This window comes from Streptomyces sp. NPDC051183, from assembly GCF_040682455.1.
Classification (GTDB): Bacteria; Actinomycetota; Actinomycetes; order Streptomycetales; family Streptomycetaceae; genus Streptomyces.
This window is the reverse complement of record NZ_JBFBBA010000002.1, coordinates 1-14860: the sequence shown is the minus strand read 5'-3', so window position 1 is coordinate 14860 and position 14860 is coordinate 1. Positions and strand designations below refer to the sequence as shown.

At 71.9% G+C, this 14860-nt stretch carries 13 protein-coding genes; 9 read left to right on the top strand and 4 right to left on the bottom strand.

Annotation, left to right across the window (positions count from 1 at the left end; all coding sequences use genetic code 11):
- Positions 1–70 precede the first annotated feature (70 nt).
- A complete protein-coding gene (locus AB0M99_RS02050) occupies positions 71–454 on the bottom strand; it encodes a metallopeptidase family protein (RefSeq protein ID WP_365916894.1) in 384 nt (127 codons plus the stop codon).
- Positions 455–768: 314 nt separating this feature from the next.
- Between AB0M99_RS02050 and AB0M99_RS02045 the strand changes: the two genes are divergently transcribed.
- From AB0M99_RS02045 to AB0M99_RS02020, 6 genes are all read left to right on the top strand, one after another.
- A complete protein-coding gene (locus AB0M99_RS02045; protein WP_365916565.1) occupies positions 769–1143 on the top strand; it encodes a DUF3499 domain-containing protein in 375 nt (124 codons plus the stop codon).
- A 77-nt stretch (positions 1144–1220) separates the two neighbouring features.
- Positions 1221–2591, top strand: a complete 1371-nt coding sequence (locus AB0M99_RS02040; RefSeq protein ID WP_365916563.1) for a phosphomannomutase/phosphoglucomutase — start codon at positions 1221–1223, stop codon at positions 2589–2591.
- Between the two features lie 337 nt (positions 2592–2928).
- Positions 2929–3117 (top strand): Trm112 family protein, encoded by a 189-nt coding sequence (locus AB0M99_RS02035; RefSeq protein WP_365916561.1) that lies wholly within the window; start codon positions 2929–2931, stop codon positions 3115–3117.
- A gap of 112 nt (positions 3118–3229) precedes the next feature.
- Positions 3230–4363: an SIS domain-containing protein gene (locus tag AB0M99_RS02030; protein WP_365916559.1), complete on the top strand. Its 1134-nt coding sequence runs from the start codon at positions 3230–3232 to the stop codon at positions 4361–4363.
- Between the two features lie 52 nt (positions 4364–4415).
- Positions 4416–5573, top strand: coding sequence for a mannose-6-phosphate isomerase, class I (gene manA, locus AB0M99_RS02025; protein WP_365916557.1), 1158 nt, complete (start codon positions 4416–4418; stop codon positions 5571–5573).
- 72 nt (positions 5574–5645) lie between these two features.
- The gene (locus AB0M99_RS02020) at positions 5646–6578 is read left to right on the top strand and encodes a cation diffusion facilitator family transporter (RefSeq protein WP_365916555.1); all 933 of its coding nucleotides are present in this window, start codon (positions 5646–5648) and stop codon (positions 6576–6578) included.
- Between the two features lie 129 nt (positions 6579–6707).
- Here AB0M99_RS02020 and lepB read toward each other — a convergent pair whose 3' ends face one another.
- Positions 6708–7523 (bottom strand): signal peptidase I, encoded by an 816-nt coding sequence (lepB, locus tag AB0M99_RS02015; protein ID WP_365916553.1) that lies wholly within the window; start codon positions 7521–7523, stop codon positions 6708–6710.
- A 232-nt stretch (positions 7524–7755) separates the two neighbouring features.
- The gene (locus AB0M99_RS02010) at positions 7756–9819 is read right to left on the bottom strand and encodes a fructose-specific PTS transporter subunit EIIC (protein ID WP_365916551.1); all 2064 of its coding nucleotides are present in this window, start codon (positions 9817–9819) and stop codon (positions 7756–7758) included.
- Between the two features lie 363 nt (positions 9820–10182).
- Between AB0M99_RS02010 and ahcY the strand changes: the two genes are divergently transcribed.
- Both ahcY and AB0M99_RS02000 read left to right on the top strand, forming a co-directional pair.
- The gene (gene ahcY / locus AB0M99_RS02005) at positions 10183–11619 is read left to right on the top strand and encodes an adenosylhomocysteinase (protein WP_365916549.1); all 1437 of its coding nucleotides are present in this window, start codon (positions 10183–10185) and stop codon (positions 11617–11619) included.
- Positions 11620–11704: 85 nt separating this feature from the next.
- Positions 11705–12331 carry a hypothetical protein gene (locus tag AB0M99_RS02000; protein ID WP_365916547.1) on the top strand — a complete coding sequence of 209 codons (627 nt, stop codon included), beginning with the start codon at positions 11705–11707 and terminating at the stop codon, positions 12329–12331.
- A 6-nt stretch (positions 12332–12337) separates the two neighbouring features.
- Here the strand turns inward: AB0M99_RS02000 and AB0M99_RS01995 are convergent, their stop codons facing one another.
- Positions 12338–13264, bottom strand: a complete 927-nt coding sequence (locus AB0M99_RS01995; RefSeq protein ID WP_365916545.1) for an RDD family protein — start codon at positions 13262–13264, stop codon at positions 12338–12340.
- Positions 13265–13388: 124 nt separating this feature from the next.
- Between AB0M99_RS01995 and AB0M99_RS01990 the strand changes: the two genes are divergently transcribed.
- Entirely contained in the window at positions 13389–14396 is a 1008-nt protein-coding gene (locus AB0M99_RS01990) for a stage II sporulation protein M (RefSeq protein WP_365916543.1), read from the top strand.
- Positions 14397–14860 lie beyond the last annotated feature (464 nt).

Here is a 14860-nt window from a genome sequence, read left to right as displayed (position 1 = left end):
CCGCTCCGCCCGCCCCCGCTCCCGTCCCCGCGTCCGAGGCTCGACGCAGGGGGGCGGCGGCGGGGGCGCGTCAGTCCTGCCCGTACCTCGGGTCCACGGTCTCCGGGGACAGCCCCAGCAGCTCCGCCACCTGCTCCACCACGATCTCGTGGATCAGCAGCGCCCTCTCGTCCCGCGACTTCGCACGGATCTCCACGGGCCGGCGGAACACCACGATCCGGGCCGGCCGCCCGTCCAGCGGCTCCGACAGCGCGCCCAGCGGCACCGCCTCGTCGTTCCAGCCGGCGTCCGGCCCGCCCGGAGGGCCCGGCACGTCCCCGACCAGGAACTCCACCTCGGCCAGCTGCGGCCAGTGCCGCTCCAGCCGCTCCACGGAATCCCGTACGAGGTCGCCGAAGAGCTCGGCCCGGCTCGCCGACAGCGGCACCTGCGGGGGCGCCACGGGCCCGCGCATCCCGCGCCCGTGCCGGTCGCGGCGGCGCACCCGCGGCTCGGCGGGGGGCCCGGCGGCGGGGTCGGCGGGGAGGGGAGGCAGCTGGCTGTCCGTCACCCCCGCAGCGTAGCCCGCGGCGGCATCCGCGCTCCGGCCCTCGCCCCGGCCACGGTCCGATGTCGTACGCGGAACGATTCGGCCAAGGTTCGGCGGCTTTCCGGACTCCGCGCACCGGACCCGGGCACGACCCGTACCCCACCGGGACGACGACACGGGGGAGTGACCTGCGGGAGAGTCGTCGCGGCCCGGTCAAGAGTGCGGTACCGTCCAACGTCGTGAGCCTTGTACGTCGCTGTTCGCGCACCGCGTGCGGCCGCCCTGCCGTCGCGACACTGACGTACGTCTACGCCGATTCGACCGCAGTTCTCGGCCCGCTCGCCACCTATGCCGAACCCCACTGCTATGACCTGTGCGCCGAGCACTCGGAGCGCCTGACGGCCCCGCGCGGCTGGGACGTCGTACGCCTCACCGACGGCTCCGCGCCCTCCCGCCCCACCGGCGACGACCTCGAAGCCCTGGCCAACGCCGTGCGCGAGGCGGCCCGTCCGCCGGACCGCGCGGCCGAGGCCGGCGGCGCCCGGCCCACCGCCCCGGCCACGGGCGAGACACGTCGCGGACACCTGCGCGTACTGCGTTCGCCCGACTCCTGACACTCTGATCGTCTGAAAAGCCGCTCTCCGCACCAGGTAGGTTTGCTCCACCGCACAGAACCTCAGGAGGGCAGGCAGTGGCCGCAGATCTTTCGAACATCGTCAAGGCATACGACGTACGAGGCGTCGTACCGGACGAGTGGGACGAGCCCCTGGCCGAGCTCTTCGGTGCCGCGTTCGTCGAGGTCACCGGAGCCACGGCCATCGTCGTCGGCCACGACATGCGCCCCTCCTCGCCGGGCCTGTCGGGCGCCTTCGCCCGCGGCGCCGCCGCCCGCGGCGTCGACGTCACCCTGATCGGACTGTGCTCCACCGACCAGCTGTACTACGCCTCCGGCAAGCTGGACCTGCCCGGCGCGATGTTCACCGCCTCGCACAACCCGGCCCAGTACAACGGCATCAAGCTCTGCCGCGCGGGCGCCGCCCCGGTCGGCCAGGACACCGGCCTCTCCACCATCCGCGAGCTCGCCGAGAAGTGGACCGACGAGGGCGCCCCGGCGATCCCCGCCGGCACCGTCCCGGGCACCATCACGGAGCAGGACACCCTCGTCGGGTACGCCGAGCACCTCAAGGGCCTGGTGGACCTCACCGCCATCCGCCCGCTGAAGGTCGTCGTCGACGCGGGCAACGGCATGGGCGGCCACACCGTCCCCACCGTCTTCGAGGGCCTCCCGCTGGACCTCGTACCCATGTACTTCGAGCTGGACGGGACCTTCCCGAACCACGAGGCCAACCCCCTCGACCCGAAGAACATCGTGGACCTCCAGGCCCGCGTGAAGGCCGAGGGCGCCGACCTCGGCCTCGCCTTCGACGGCGACGCCGACCGCTGCTTCGTCGTCGACGAGCGCGGCGAGGGCGTCTCCCCGTCCGCCATCACCGCCCTGGTCGCGGCCCGCGAGCTGGCCCGCAACGGCGGCAGCGGCACCGTGATCCACAACCTGATCACCTCCTGGTCCGTCCCGGAGGTCGTCAAGGAGAACGGCGGCACCCCGGTCCGCACCCGCGTCGGCCACTCCTTCATCAAGGAGGAGATGGCCAAGTCCGGCGCCATCTTCGGCGGCGAGCACTCCGCGCACTACTACTTCAAGGACTTCTGGAACGCGGACACCGGCATGCTCGCCGCGCTCCACGTCCTGGCGGCCCTCGGCGGCCAGGACGGCACCCTGTCCGACCTGGTCTCCTCCTACGACCGCTACGTCGGCTCGGGCGAGATCAACTCCACCGTCGCCGACCAGGCCGGCCGGACCGCCCTGGTCAAGGAGACGTACGGCTACCAGGACGGCGTCACCGTCGACGAGCTCGACGGCCTGACGGTGACCACCGCCGACTGGTGGTTCAACCTGCGCCCCTCGAACACCGAGCCGCTGCTGCGCCTCAACGTCGAGGCCCGCGACCAGGCGACCCTCGACAAGATCCGCGACGAGGTCCTCGCCCTCGTCCGCGCCTGACACAACCCCGGCGGGGCCCCTCCGGCCCCGCCGGGCGCAATCCGGCTGCGCGGGCCAGAACCTGCCCTGCCGGGAGTCCGGCGGCGCAGGCCAAACCGGCCCCGCCGGGCGCAATCCGGCGGCATCAGCCAGATCCAGCCCCGCCGGCGTTCGAGGCGCGGGGTCCGGGGCGGAGCCCCGGTACCCGGCGGAGCCGGGATCTCCCGCGGCGCACCCGCACCCGCGGCCACGGCACGCCGCCCGCCGGCGCCACCCCGGAACCCATCGCACCACACCGGAGGTGACACGGCGGTACGCTGACCTCGCCCGATCCACATCCCCGAAGGGAACCCGCCCCATGCCGCTCGAAGCCGGCCTCCTGGAGATCCTCGCCTGCCCCGCCTGCCACTCGCCCCTTGAGGACAAGTCGGCCGACGAGACCGCACCCGAGCTGATCTGCACCGGCACCGCGGACTGCGGGCTCGCCTACCCGGTCCGCGACGGCATCCCGGTCCTCCTCGTGGACGAGGCCCGCCGCCCCGCGTAGCCGACCCGGGCGCGCCCGAACCAGCCGCGCCCGACCCGGCCGCGCCCGAACCAGCCCGCGCCCGAACCAGCCGCGCAGACCGCCCACGCCGTCCACACCGCCGGAGGCCGCCATGCTCGACGAGTCGCTCCTCGACGCACCGGAGGACCTGGCCCGCGCCGACCGCCGCGGCCTGCTCCGCGGCGCCGCCGAGGCCGGGGCCAGAGTCCGCACCGCCGCCCGGCACGCCGCCGAGGCCGGCCTCGGGGACCTGCGCCCCGACGGCCGCCCCCGCGCCGTGCTCATCGCCGGCCCCGGCACCGCCGCCACCGGCGTCGCCGACCTGCTGGGCGCCCTCGCGGGAGCCTCCGCCCCCGTCACCCGGCTGCGCCCCACCGGTGTCGCGCAAGCCGCCGGGGCACTGCGCTGGGCGCTGCCCGGCTGGGCCGGCCCCGTGGACCTGCTGCTCATCGCCACCACCGACGGCACCGAGCCCGGCCTCGCCGTCCTCGCCGAGCAGGCCTACCGGCGCGGCTGCACGGTCGTCGCCGTCGCGCCCGAGCGCTCGCCCCTGAGCGAGGCCGTGGACGGCGCGCACGGGCTCCTCGTACCGATGGCCAAGGCCCCGTACCAGGAGTACGACGAGTCCGCCGCGGCCGGACCCGGCGCGCTGTGGGCGCTGCTGACCCCGCTGCTGGTCCTCCTCGACAAGGTCGGCCTGATCACCGCGGCCCCCGGCACCCTGCAACTCGTCGCCGACCGGCTCGACCGCACCGCCGAGCGCTGCGGCCCCGCCATCGCCACGTACTCCAACCCCGCCAAGACCCTCGCCTCCGAGCTCGCCGACTCCCTCCCGCTCATCTGGAGCGAGGGCGCAGCCGCGGGCCCGGCCGGCCGCCGCTTCGCCGCCACCCTCGCCGAACTCGCCGGCCGCCCCGCGCTCGCCTCCGAGCTCCCCGAGGCGCTGCCCGCCCACGGGGTCCTGCTCGCCGGGTCCTTCGCCGCGGGCGCCGACCCCGACGACTTCTTCCGCGACCGCGTCGAGGAGCCCCAGGCCCTGCGCGCCCGCGTCGTCCTGCTGCGCGACCGGCCGGCCGGCGGCCTGACCGCCGCCCCCGCCGCCCGCGAGCTCGCCCTCAGCCACGACACGGCCATCAGCGAGCTCGAACCCGAGGAGGGCACGGAGCTCGAACAGCTCGCCGAACTCCTCGCCGTCACCGACTTCGCCACCGCCTACCTGGCGCTGGCTTCCAGGGGACACAGCTGAGGCACCCACCCGTGCCCGCCCCGCTTCCAGCTCCAGATCCAGGAAGACCACGATGGACCGCCTGACGAACACGATCCGCCCCTACGCCTGGGGATCCACCACCGCGATCCCGGCCCTCCTCGGCGTCGAGCCCACGGGTGAGCCCCAGGCCGAGATGTGGATGGGCGCCCACCCCGGCGCGCCCTCCCGCCTCGAACGCGGGGCCGGGACGAGCACCCTCGCGGACGCCATCGCGGCCGACCCCGAGGGCGAGCTCGGAGCGGCCGCCGTCGCCAAGTTCGGCCCCAGGCTGCCCTTCCTCCTCAAGCTCCTCGCCGCCGGCGCCCCGCTCTCCCTCCAGGTCCACCCCGACCTGGCCCAGGCCGAGGCCGGCTTCGCCGACGAGGAGAGCCGGGGCGTCCCGATCGACGCGGGCCACCGCAACTACAAGGACGCCAACCACAAGCCCGAACTGATCTGCGCGCTCACGCCCTTCGACGGCCTGTGCGGCTTCCGCCGGCCGCTGGAGGCCGCCGAACTGCTCGAAGGCCTCGGCGTCGACTCCCTCAAGCCGTACGCCGACCTGCTGCGCGCCCACCCCGAAGAGGCGGCGCTGCGCGAGGTGCTCACCGCCGTACTGACTGCGGACCGCGCCGAGATGGCCCGTACGGTCACCGAGGCCGCGGCCGCCGCCGAACGGCTCGGCGGCCCGTACGCGCCGTACGCGGGGCTCGTCCACGACTACCCCGGCGACCCGGGCGTGATCGCCGCCATGCTGCTCAACCACGTCCGGCTCCAGCCCGGCGAGGCCATGTTCCTCGGCGCCGGCATCCCGCACGCCTACATCGACGGCCTCGGCGTCGAGCTCATGGCCAACTCCGACAACGTGCTGCGCTGCGGGCTCACCCCCAAGCACGTCGACGTGCCGGAGCTGCTCAAGGTCGTCATCTTCGAGCCCAGCGAGCCCGGCATCCTGCGTCCCGAGGGCGGCGGCGAGGAGGTCTACGAGACCCCCATCGACGAATTCCGGCTCTCCCGCTTCGTCCTGGCCCCCGGCGGCGCCCCCCAGACGCTCCCGGACGCGGCCCCGCAGATCCTGCTGTGCACCGCCGGATCCCCCAAGGCGGGCGAACTGACCCTGGTGCCGGGCGAGTCGGTGTTCGTACCGGCGGGCGAAACGGCCGAACTGTCGGGAACCGGCGTCGTCTTCCGTGCCACCGTGGTGGTCTGACGTAGCGTCCGTACCGGCGGCTGCAACAATGTGCGGCCGGTAGTCAGTGGCTAGGAAGGACACCCCGCATCCATGAGCGCGTCGGGCGGTACCAAGGCGATCGTGGCGGCACTCGCCGCCAACCTCGCCATCGCTGTAGCCAAATTCGTGGCATTCCTCTTCAGCGGCTCCTCGTCGATGCTCGCGGAAAGCGTCCACTCGCTGGCCGATTCGGGGAACCAGGGGCTGCTGCTCCTCGGCGGCAAGAAGGCACAGCGAGAGGCGACACCGCAGCACCCCTTCGGGTACGGGCGTGAGCGCTACATCTACGCCTTCCTCGTCTCCATCGTGCTGTTCTCGGTCGGTGGCATGTTCGCGATCTACGAGGGCTACGCCAAGATCAAGGACCCGCACGAGATCGAGCACTGGTACTGGCCGGTGGGCGTCCTCGTCTTCGCGATCATCGCGGAGTCCTTCTCCTTCCGCACGGCGATCAAGGAGTCGAACGAGATCCGCGGCTCGCTGTCGTGGGGCCAGTTCATCAAGCGGGCCAAGGCCCCCGAGCTGCCCGTGGTCCTGCTGGAGGACCTCGGCGCGCTCGTCGGCCTGGTCCTGGCCCTCGGCGGCGTCGGCATCGCCCTGCTGACCGGCGACGGCGTGTGGGACGGCATCGGCACCCTGTGCATCGGCGTCCTGCTGATCGCCATCGCGATCATCCTGGCCGCGGAGACCAAGTCCCTGCTGCTCGGCGAGGCCGCGGGCACCGACGAGGTCGAGAAGATCAAGGCCGCGGTCGTCGACGGGGACACCGTCACCGGCGTGATCCACATGCGCACCCTGCACCTCGGCCCCGAGGAACTGCTGGTCGCCGCCAAGATCGCCGTCCAGCACGACGACACCGCGACCGAGGTGGCGAACGCCATCAACGCCGCCGAGGCCCGCATCCGCGAGGCCGTCCCGATCGCCCGGGTCATCTACCTGGAGCCGGACATCTACGACGCCACCCGCGCGGCGGGCAAGGCCTGACGGCGGCACCGCGCCAGGGCGCTACGGCGCCAGGGCGCAACGGCGCAAGCCGAAGGCCCCCGCAGCACTCGCTGCGGGGGCCTTCGCCATGTCTCGTACGGTCGTACCTTCGTACCGCTGTCAGAGGGGCTAGGACTGCGCCGCCGGGGCCTGGGGGGCCTCGGACGCCTCCGGGGCCGCCGGAGCGCCCTGAGCGGCCTCCGTCCCCGTCTCCACCGGAGCTCCGGCCTCCTGCGCCGCGGCCGCATCGGCGGCGGCCTTGGCGGCAGCCGCCTTCGCGGCCTTCGCCGCGGCCTTGGCGGCGACCCGCTCGTCACCCCGCTTGCGCGCCTTGCGCGCCACGTACGCGAGCGCACCGCCCATGACGAGGATCACCGCGCCGGCCAGCTGCGCCCACAGGGCGAGCATGGCCATCGGCAGCGCGACGACCTTCCAGGCCACGTTGCCGGCCGGTACGGGGCCGTTGTTCGCGAACTGGGAGCCGTCGGAGTTGAGCCGGTTGTCGGCCATCAGGAACAGCTGTCCCTTGGGGACCGTCACGTCGAAGACCACAGTGGACGGGTACTTCCACTCCTCCAGGTAGGCCTCGTCGTACGGCTTGCCGTTGAGGAGCAGGTTCTGCGCGGTGCGCTTGCCCATCTTGTACTGGATCTGGTCGCCACCGACCGCGACGACCCGGTTCATCTGGTACTTCTCCGGGGACCACGGCACCTTCGCGAGGACGATGTCCCCGCGCTTGAGCTTGCCCTTGCCCACCGGCTCCAGGTAGATCGTCTCGCCGTTCTTGTACGTAGGCGCCATCGTGAAGCCGACGTGCTTGCTCTCGGTGTAGCGGACCGGCGGGGCCACAGCCTTCGCCACCGTCACACCCACGAGCAAGACCGCTCCGAGCACCAGCAGGACGATCGCCGCGATCCCGCGTCTGCGTCCTGACCTGTGTTCCATTTCGTCCCTTCCGATGTACCTGCCTTGCATCGTAGGTCGATCTCCGCCCCGTCATTGCCGCCGGGCCCCGCTCCGGCCGTCCCCACGGGTTTCGATTCGGACACGGTCGACGCCTCCCGGACCCTCCCGAAGGGCGGACGACGACGGGTCCCGCACCGGTGAGGCACGGGACCCGACGGGTCAGGACCGGTACGCGGGGGGCCTTCCGGCCCCACCGCCGGACCTCTTCGGTCTACTGGATCTCGCGCAGGACCTCCAGGATCGCCCGCTCGTCCGGTGCGGCCTGCAGCCGGTCCCGGAAGCCGGTGTCCATGAGCTTGCGCGAGAGCAGCGCCAGGATCCGCAGGTGCTCGTCGCCCGCCGCGGCCTCCGGCACCGAGATCATGAAGATCAGCCGGGCCTTCGTCCCGTCCAGGGCGCCCCACTCGATGCCCTCGTCGGAGCGGGCGAAGCCCACGGTCGGGCGGGACACCGCGTCCGTCTTGGCGTGCGGGATCGCGATCGACTCGCCGAGGCCGGTCGTGCCCTGCGCCTCCCGGGCGAGGGCGACCCGTACGAGCTCGTCCACGTCCCGGACGTTGCCGGTGCCGGCCAGCATCTGCGCCATCTCGCGGATCGCCGCCTCCTTGGAGTCCGAGGCCAGCTCGGTCTTCACGGTCTGCGCGGTCAGGTACCCGGACAGCACCTCCGGATCCCCGGAGGGAGCGGCGGCCGGGGCGGCGGCCGCGGCCGGAGCCGCCTGGGCGGCCGCCGCGGTACCGGCGGCGCCACCGGCCGCGGCACCGGCCCCGGCGAGCACGGGCTCGCGTACCGGGGCGTCCGGCACGGCGGGAGCCGCCGTGCCGTTCCTGCGCAGCTTGATCTCGATGAGCGCGTTGGTGGTGAGCGCCGTGACGGCCACACCGATCGCCATGGCGACGAAGAACATCGCGACCCCGCTGATCGCGCCGAACAGCGCCACGATCGGACCGCCGTGCGGTACGGAGTTCTCGACCCCGGCGAGGCCCGCGACGGCGCCGGCCACGGCGCCGCCGAGCATGTTCGCCGGGATGACCTGGGCCGGCCGGGCGGCGGCGAACGGAATGGCACCTTCGGAGATGCCGAAGAAGCCCATGAACAGCGCGGCGATGCCGGTCTCCCGCTCCTGCTCGCTGTACAGCTTGCGGCGCAGCAGCGTGGCCAGGCCCTGGCCGAGGGGCATGACCGGGATGGCCGCGGCGGCCATGCCCATCACGTGGTTGTTGGTGCCGATGAGGCCCACGGCGACGAGGAACGCGGTCTTGTTGACCGGACCGCCCATGTCGAAGGCGATCATCAGGCCGATGATGGCGCCGAGCACGATCGCGCTGGAGCCGGTCATCCCGTTCAGCCAGCTGGTCAGGTGCGTGAAGACCCAGGAGATGGGCTGGCCGATGACGTAGATGTAGAAGAGGCCGAGCGCCAAGGTCGACAACACCGGGATCACGATGATCGGCATGATCGGCATGACGAACTTCGGGACCTTGACCTTCTTGATCCAGATCACCAGATAGCCGGCGAGGAAGCCCGTCGCGATGGCGCCGAGGAAGCCGGCGTTCGCATCCGCCCCGTAGATGCTGACGGCGTCCGCTGCCAGGAAACCGCCGATCATGCCGGGCACCAGCGCGGGCCGGTCACCGAGCGCGTAGGCGATGTACCCGGAGAAGATCGGCAGCATCAGCTTGAAGCCGAGCCCGCCGAGGGAATTGACGTAGAACCAGAACGAGTCCTTGTCGAACTCGATGCCCTTCGGCGTGGTGTGCCCGCCGAGCGCGATGGACACGGCCAGCAGCAGACCGCCGACCACCACGAACGGGATCATGTACGAGACGCCGTTCATCAGCGCCTTGTAGGCCTGGCTGCGCTCCCTGCCGCCGCCGGCGCCCCCGCCGCCGCCCGCGGCGGCGGCCGTACCGGCCTGCACGGGCGCGCTCTGCGCGCGCTCGATCAGCTCCTCCGGCTTGTGGATGCCGTCCGCGACGCCCGTGGCCAGGACCCGCTTGCCGGCGAAGCGCTCGCGGTCGACTTCCTTGTCGGCGGCGATGATGACCGCGTCCGCCTCCCTGACATCGTTGTCAGTGAGCACGTTCTCGGCCCCGATGGAGCCCTGCGTCTCCACCTTCATCCCGACCCCGAGCCGGTCGGCGGCCTGCTGGAGCTTCTCCGCGGCCATGTAGGTGTGCGCGATGCCCGTGGGACACGCGGTTACGGCGACCAGCTTCACGGGCTTGTCCCCGCTCGTGCTTCCGCCACCGGGAGGGTCTGCCGGACTCGTCACTGGAATCTCCTCACGCCTTCGTCCTGCGGGATCGCGCATTCGACCCGATCCAACGGCATCCTGCTACACGTAAGCGGTGGATCAAAAGTCCGAAAGGCCCTGATGTGTGCCGCTGGACGGCCTGACTTCGAGATGCGACTTGCCCTTCCGCCGACTGGGGCACGCTCCGCCGATCGGTGTAGATTCGTCATCAGTGTCAGGCGTCGCTGCTGATGGCGGTCGGGCGGTCCTCGTGACCGGCCGAGGGGAGAGAGGGCCCCCGACGGACTGAGCGCGTGGTGCAGGATCGCCCGGGCAGACTTCGCCGGGGCCCATGCACGGCTCAGCCGTACCCACCCTCTCGAACCATGAGGAGCAGCACCCATGGACTTCAAGGTCGCAGACCTTAGCCTTGCCGCCTTCGGCCGCAAGGAGATCACCCTGGCCGAGCACGAGATGCCGGGCCTGATGTCGATCCGCCGGGAGTACGCGGCCGCGCAGCCCCTGGCCGGCGCCCGCATCACCGGCTCCCTGCACATGACCGTGCAGACCGCCGTCCTCATCGAGACGCTCGTCGCCCTCGGCGCCGACGTCCGCTGGGCCTCCTGCAACATCTTCTCCACCCAGGACCACGCGGCCGCCGCCATCGCCGTCGGCCCGAACGGCACCGCGGACAACCCGCAGGGCGTTCCCGTCTTCGCCTGGAAGGGCGAGACGCTGGAGGAGTACTGGTGGTGCACGGAGCAGGCGCTGACCTGGCCGAACACCCCCACCGGCGGCCCGAACATGATCCTCGACGACGGTGGCGACGCCACCCTCCTCGTCCACAAGGGCGTCGAGTTCGAGAAGGTCGGCTCGGCCCCGGACCCCTCCACGGCGGACTCCGAGGAGTACGGCCACATCCTCACGCTGCTGAACCGCACCCTCGGTGAGACCCCGCAGAAGTGGACGCAGCTCGCGTCCGAGATCCGCGGCGTGACCGAGGAGACCACCACCGGTGTCCACCGCCTCTACGAGATGATGGACGAGGGCTCGCTGCTCTTCCCGGCGATCAACGTGAACGACGCCGTCACCAAGTCGAAGTTCGACAACAAGTACGGCTGCCGCCACTCCCTGATCGACGGCATCAACCGCGCCACCGACGTCCTCATCGGCGGCAAGGTCGCGGTCGTCTGCGGCTACGGCGACGTCGGCAAGGGCTGCGCCGAGTCCCTCCGCGGCCAGGGCGCGCGCGTCATCGTCACCGAGATCGACCCGATCTGCGCCCTCCAGGCGGCGATGGACGGCTACCAGGTCGCCACGCTCCAGGACGTCGTCGAGACCGCCGACATCTTCATCACCACGACCGGCAACAAGGACATCATCATGGCCGCCGACATGGCCAAGATGAAGCACCAGGCCATCGTGGGCAACATCGGCCACTTCGACAACGAGATCGACATGGCCGGCCTCGCCAAGATCGAGGGCATCGTCAAGGACGAGGTCAAGCCCCAGGTCCACACCTGGAAGTTCCCCGACGGCAAGGTCCTCATCGTCCTCTCCGAGGGCCGCCTGCTGAACCTCGGCAACGCGACCGGCCACCCGTCCTTCGTGATGTCGAACTCCTTCGCGGACCAGACCCTGGCCCAGATCGAGCTCTTCACGAAGCCGTCCGAATACCCGACCGACGTCTACGTGCTCCCCAAGCACCTCGACGAGAAGGTCGCCCGCCTGCACCTCGACGCGCTGGGCGTCAAGCTCACCACCCTGCGCCCGGAGCAGGCCGACTACATCGGCGTCAAGGTCGAGGGCCCGTACAAGCCGGACCACTACCGCTACTGATCCCCGAGGATCCACAGCGCTGAGCCAGGCCCCCGGCACCTGCCGGGGGCCTGCCCCGTAAGCACGCACGCAAGGACCGGACCCCATGCCCCGCGGCCGCTACTCGCTCCACGACCCGCACGACCACACCCCCCTCGGCGAAGAGCACTTCCACTGCGCCCCGGGCCCGAGCGGCTGGCGCTACGTCTCCCAGCTGACCGCCCCGAACGGCGACCACCGCGGCTCAGTCGACCTGGCCGTCGACGAACTCGGCCGCCCCATCCGCCTGGAACTCAACGCGTCGAGCTGGCAGGTCCGCGGCGCCGCCATCGACGGCGTCACCTGGGTACGCACCGACCCCGCCGGCACCGAGGCCACCGAGGGCAACGTCCAGGCCCCGGGCTTCACCGGCACCTCGCCGGCCTTCCTCGTCGCCACGGCGCGGCTGCTCCGCCTGACCCCGGGCGCCCCCGCCACCCGCGTCCGGCTCGTCGCCCTCACCGAACCCGTGCTGGCCCCCCGCACCGTCGACCAGGCCTGGGCCCTGCTGCGCCGCGAGGAGCACCCCACCGACAGCGGCCCGCTCGTGGTGGACGAGTACCAGGTCAGCGCACTGGACACGGGCGAGGTCCACACCGTCCACCTCGCCGGGGACGTGGTCCTCTCGGCCCCGGGCATCGAGCTCGAACACCTGGAGACCCCGCCGTCCTCCTTCGAGGACGGGGCCGTCTAGGCGCGTCTAGGCGGGCGGAGCGAAACCCGTCCCGCGCGCGGGCGGCTCCACGGGCGCCACGTACACCGGAGCCGCCGGGGCGACGGGAGCGACGGGTACCGCCGCCGGGGCGACGGCGGGCATCGCGGGCATCCCCCCGTACGCGGGGTTCGCCGCGGGGGCGCCCGCACCGGCCGCACCGGCGGTACGGGCGAAGGCCCGGGCCGCGTCGCGCGACTGCCGCTCGTGCACGACCGCCATCAGGAACGCGGCCGCCGGCACCCCGGCCGGCGCCGGCGCCCCCGTACGCGCCACCACATCGTCCGCGAGCCGCGCCGCCATCGCCGCGCCCACCTGCGGATCCAGCTGGTTCATCCGCGTCAGGTACTGCCGTACCGCCAGCCACAGCCCGTCCGGCACCGCCGACAGGTCCAGCCCGGCGAACCGCCCGGCCAGCCACGGAGGCGGAGGCGGAACCGGCATCACCCGCGCCCCGGGCACCCGCTCCCGTATGACGAGGGTCCCCGCGAAGACGTCCCCGAGCCGCCGCCCGCGCGCCGAGACCAGCGAGGCGATGCAGGCCACGGCACCGAACGTACCCAGCAGCTCGACCGCTCCCATGGCCCCGCGCACCAGCGCATGCCGGAACCGGATCGGCCCGCCGTCGTCCCGCACCACCCGCAGTCCGCAGGCGAGCTTGCCCAGCGACCGCCCGTGGCTCAGGGTCTCCACCGCGATCGGTACGCCGACGAGCACCAGGACGAACATCGCCACCTGCACCGCCGCGCGCGCGGCGCCGTCCAGCGAGGCGACGGCGAAGGTCAGCCCGATCGAGACGAGCAGGTACCCGGTGAGGTACACGGCCAGGTCGAGCAGCACCGCCAGGGCCCGGCTCGGCAGCCTCGCCGGCCGCAGCCCCAGGACGACCGCGTCCCCCGTCACCAGATCGCTCACCGATGCACACCCTTCACGTGACCTGACCCGCCCCTTTGGCATCCAGTCTGCCAAGCTGACCACAGAAGAAGCAGGAAAAATCAGGGGACCGGCAGCGGACCAGGGGCAGGGGAGCGCCAACCACATGGATCTCGACGTCTTCGTGGCGGCCCACCGGGCGGAATGGGACCGGCTGGAGCAGCTCCTGGGCCGCGGCCGCAAGCTCACGGGAGCCGAGGCCGACGAACTCGTCGCGCTCTACCAGCGGACCTCCACCCACCTCTCCCTCATCCAGTCGAGCACCCCCGACCCGATGCTCACGGGCCGCCTGACCCAGCTCGTCGCCCGCGCCCGCGCCACGGTGACGGGCGTCCGCCGGGGCGGCTGGCGCGACGCGGCCCGGTTCTTCACCGCCGGCTTCCCGGCGGCCGTGTACCGAAGCCGGCGCTGGTGGATACCGACCGCGCTGCTCTCCACGGCGATAGGCGTGCTCATCGGCTGGTGGATCGCCACCCACCCCGAGGTCCAGGGTGCCATCGCGGCCCCCGAGGACCTGAAGGCGATGACGAAGCCCGGTGGTGAGTACGAGACGTACTACTCCAGCCACCCGGCAGCCTCCTTCGCCGCCCAGGTCTGGACGAACAACGCCCAGGCCGCCGCGATGTGCCTGGTGCTGGGCGCCTTCCTGGGGCTGCCGGTGCTCTGGATCCTGTTCCTGAACATGGTCAACCTCGGTGTCGGCATCGGCCTGATGGCCTCCGCCGACCGCCTCGACGTCTTCCTCGGCCTGATCCTCCCGCACGGCCTCCTCGAACTGACGGCCGTCTTCGTCGCGGCGGGTACGGGCCTGCGCCTGGGCTGGACGGTCATCGACCCCGGCCCCCGCACCCGCCGCGCGGCCCTGGCGGAACAAGGCCGCGCCGCCCTCGGCATGGCCATCGGCCTGGCGGCGGTCCTCTTCGTCTCCGGCCTGATCGAAGGCTTCGTCACCCCCTCCGGCCTGCCGACCTGGGCCCGCATCGCCATCGGCGTCGCCGCCGAGGCCGCCTTCCTGCTCTACGTCTACGTCCTGGGCGGCCGCGCCTCCCGCGAGGGCGAGGTCGGCGACGTCGAGGCGGCGGACCGTACGGCGGCCCTGCCGACCGCGGCTTGATGTGCGTACAAGCCTGCTGAGCTGCTAGTCTCCTCGTCGTCCCGCGAAGACTGTTGACACGGTCGCAGCGGGGAGGTAGATTCGAACGGTTGCCTCGAACTGGACAAGTTCGGCAGCGATGGTTTAAAGTCTCTCTCGCCCCAGGAATTGAATTCCAATTGGGCACACTCGACTCTTCATTCAAGAATTCGAAGCCGGGAAATCCGGTGGAAAACTTCTGATAGAGTCGGACTCGCCGGAAAGGGAAACGCGAAAGCGGAAACCCGGAAAGCGAAACCCGCTTCGACCGGGAATCGGACACGAAAGAGTCTGATAGAGTCGGAAACGCAAGAACGAAGGAAGCGCCCGGAGGAAAGCCCGAGAGGGTCGGTACGAAGGAAGCGTCCGTTCCTTGAGAACTCAACAGCGTGCCAAAAATCAACGCCAGAAGTTGATACCCCGTCCACTTCGGTGGATGAGGTTCC

Coding starts and splice junctions, on each gene's coding strand:
- AB0M99_RS02030 (WP_365916559.1), top strand. CDS start 3,230: ATGCTCGACGAGTCGCTCCTCGACGCACCGGAGGACCTGGCCCGCGCC.
- lepB (WP_365916553.1), bottom strand. CDS start 7,523: ATGGAACACAGGTCAGGACGCAGACGCGGGATCGCGGCGATCGTCCTG.
- AB0M99_RS02020 (WP_365916555.1), top strand. CDS start 5,646: ATGAGCGCGTCGGGCGGTACCAAGGCGATCGTGGCGGCACTCGCCGCC.
- AB0M99_RS01990 (WP_365916543.1), top strand. CDS start 13,389: ATGGATCTCGACGTCTTCGTGGCGGCCCACCGGGCGGAATGGGACCGG.
- AB0M99_RS02000 (WP_365916547.1), top strand. CDS start 11,705: ATGCCCCGCGGCCGCTACTCGCTCCACGACCCGCACGACCACACCCCC.
- AB0M99_RS02050 (WP_365916894.1), bottom strand. CDS start 454: ATGCGCGGGCCCGTGGCGCCCCCGCAGGTGCCGCTGTCGGCGAGCCGG.
- ahcY (WP_365916549.1), top strand. CDS start 10,183: ATGGACTTCAAGGTCGCAGACCTTAGCCTTGCCGCCTTCGGCCGCAAG.
- AB0M99_RS02035 (WP_365916561.1), top strand. CDS start 2,929: ATGCCGCTCGAAGCCGGCCTCCTGGAGATCCTCGCCTGCCCCGCCTGC.
- manA (WP_365916557.1), top strand. CDS start 4,416: ATGGACCGCCTGACGAACACGATCCGCCCCTACGCCTGGGGATCCACC.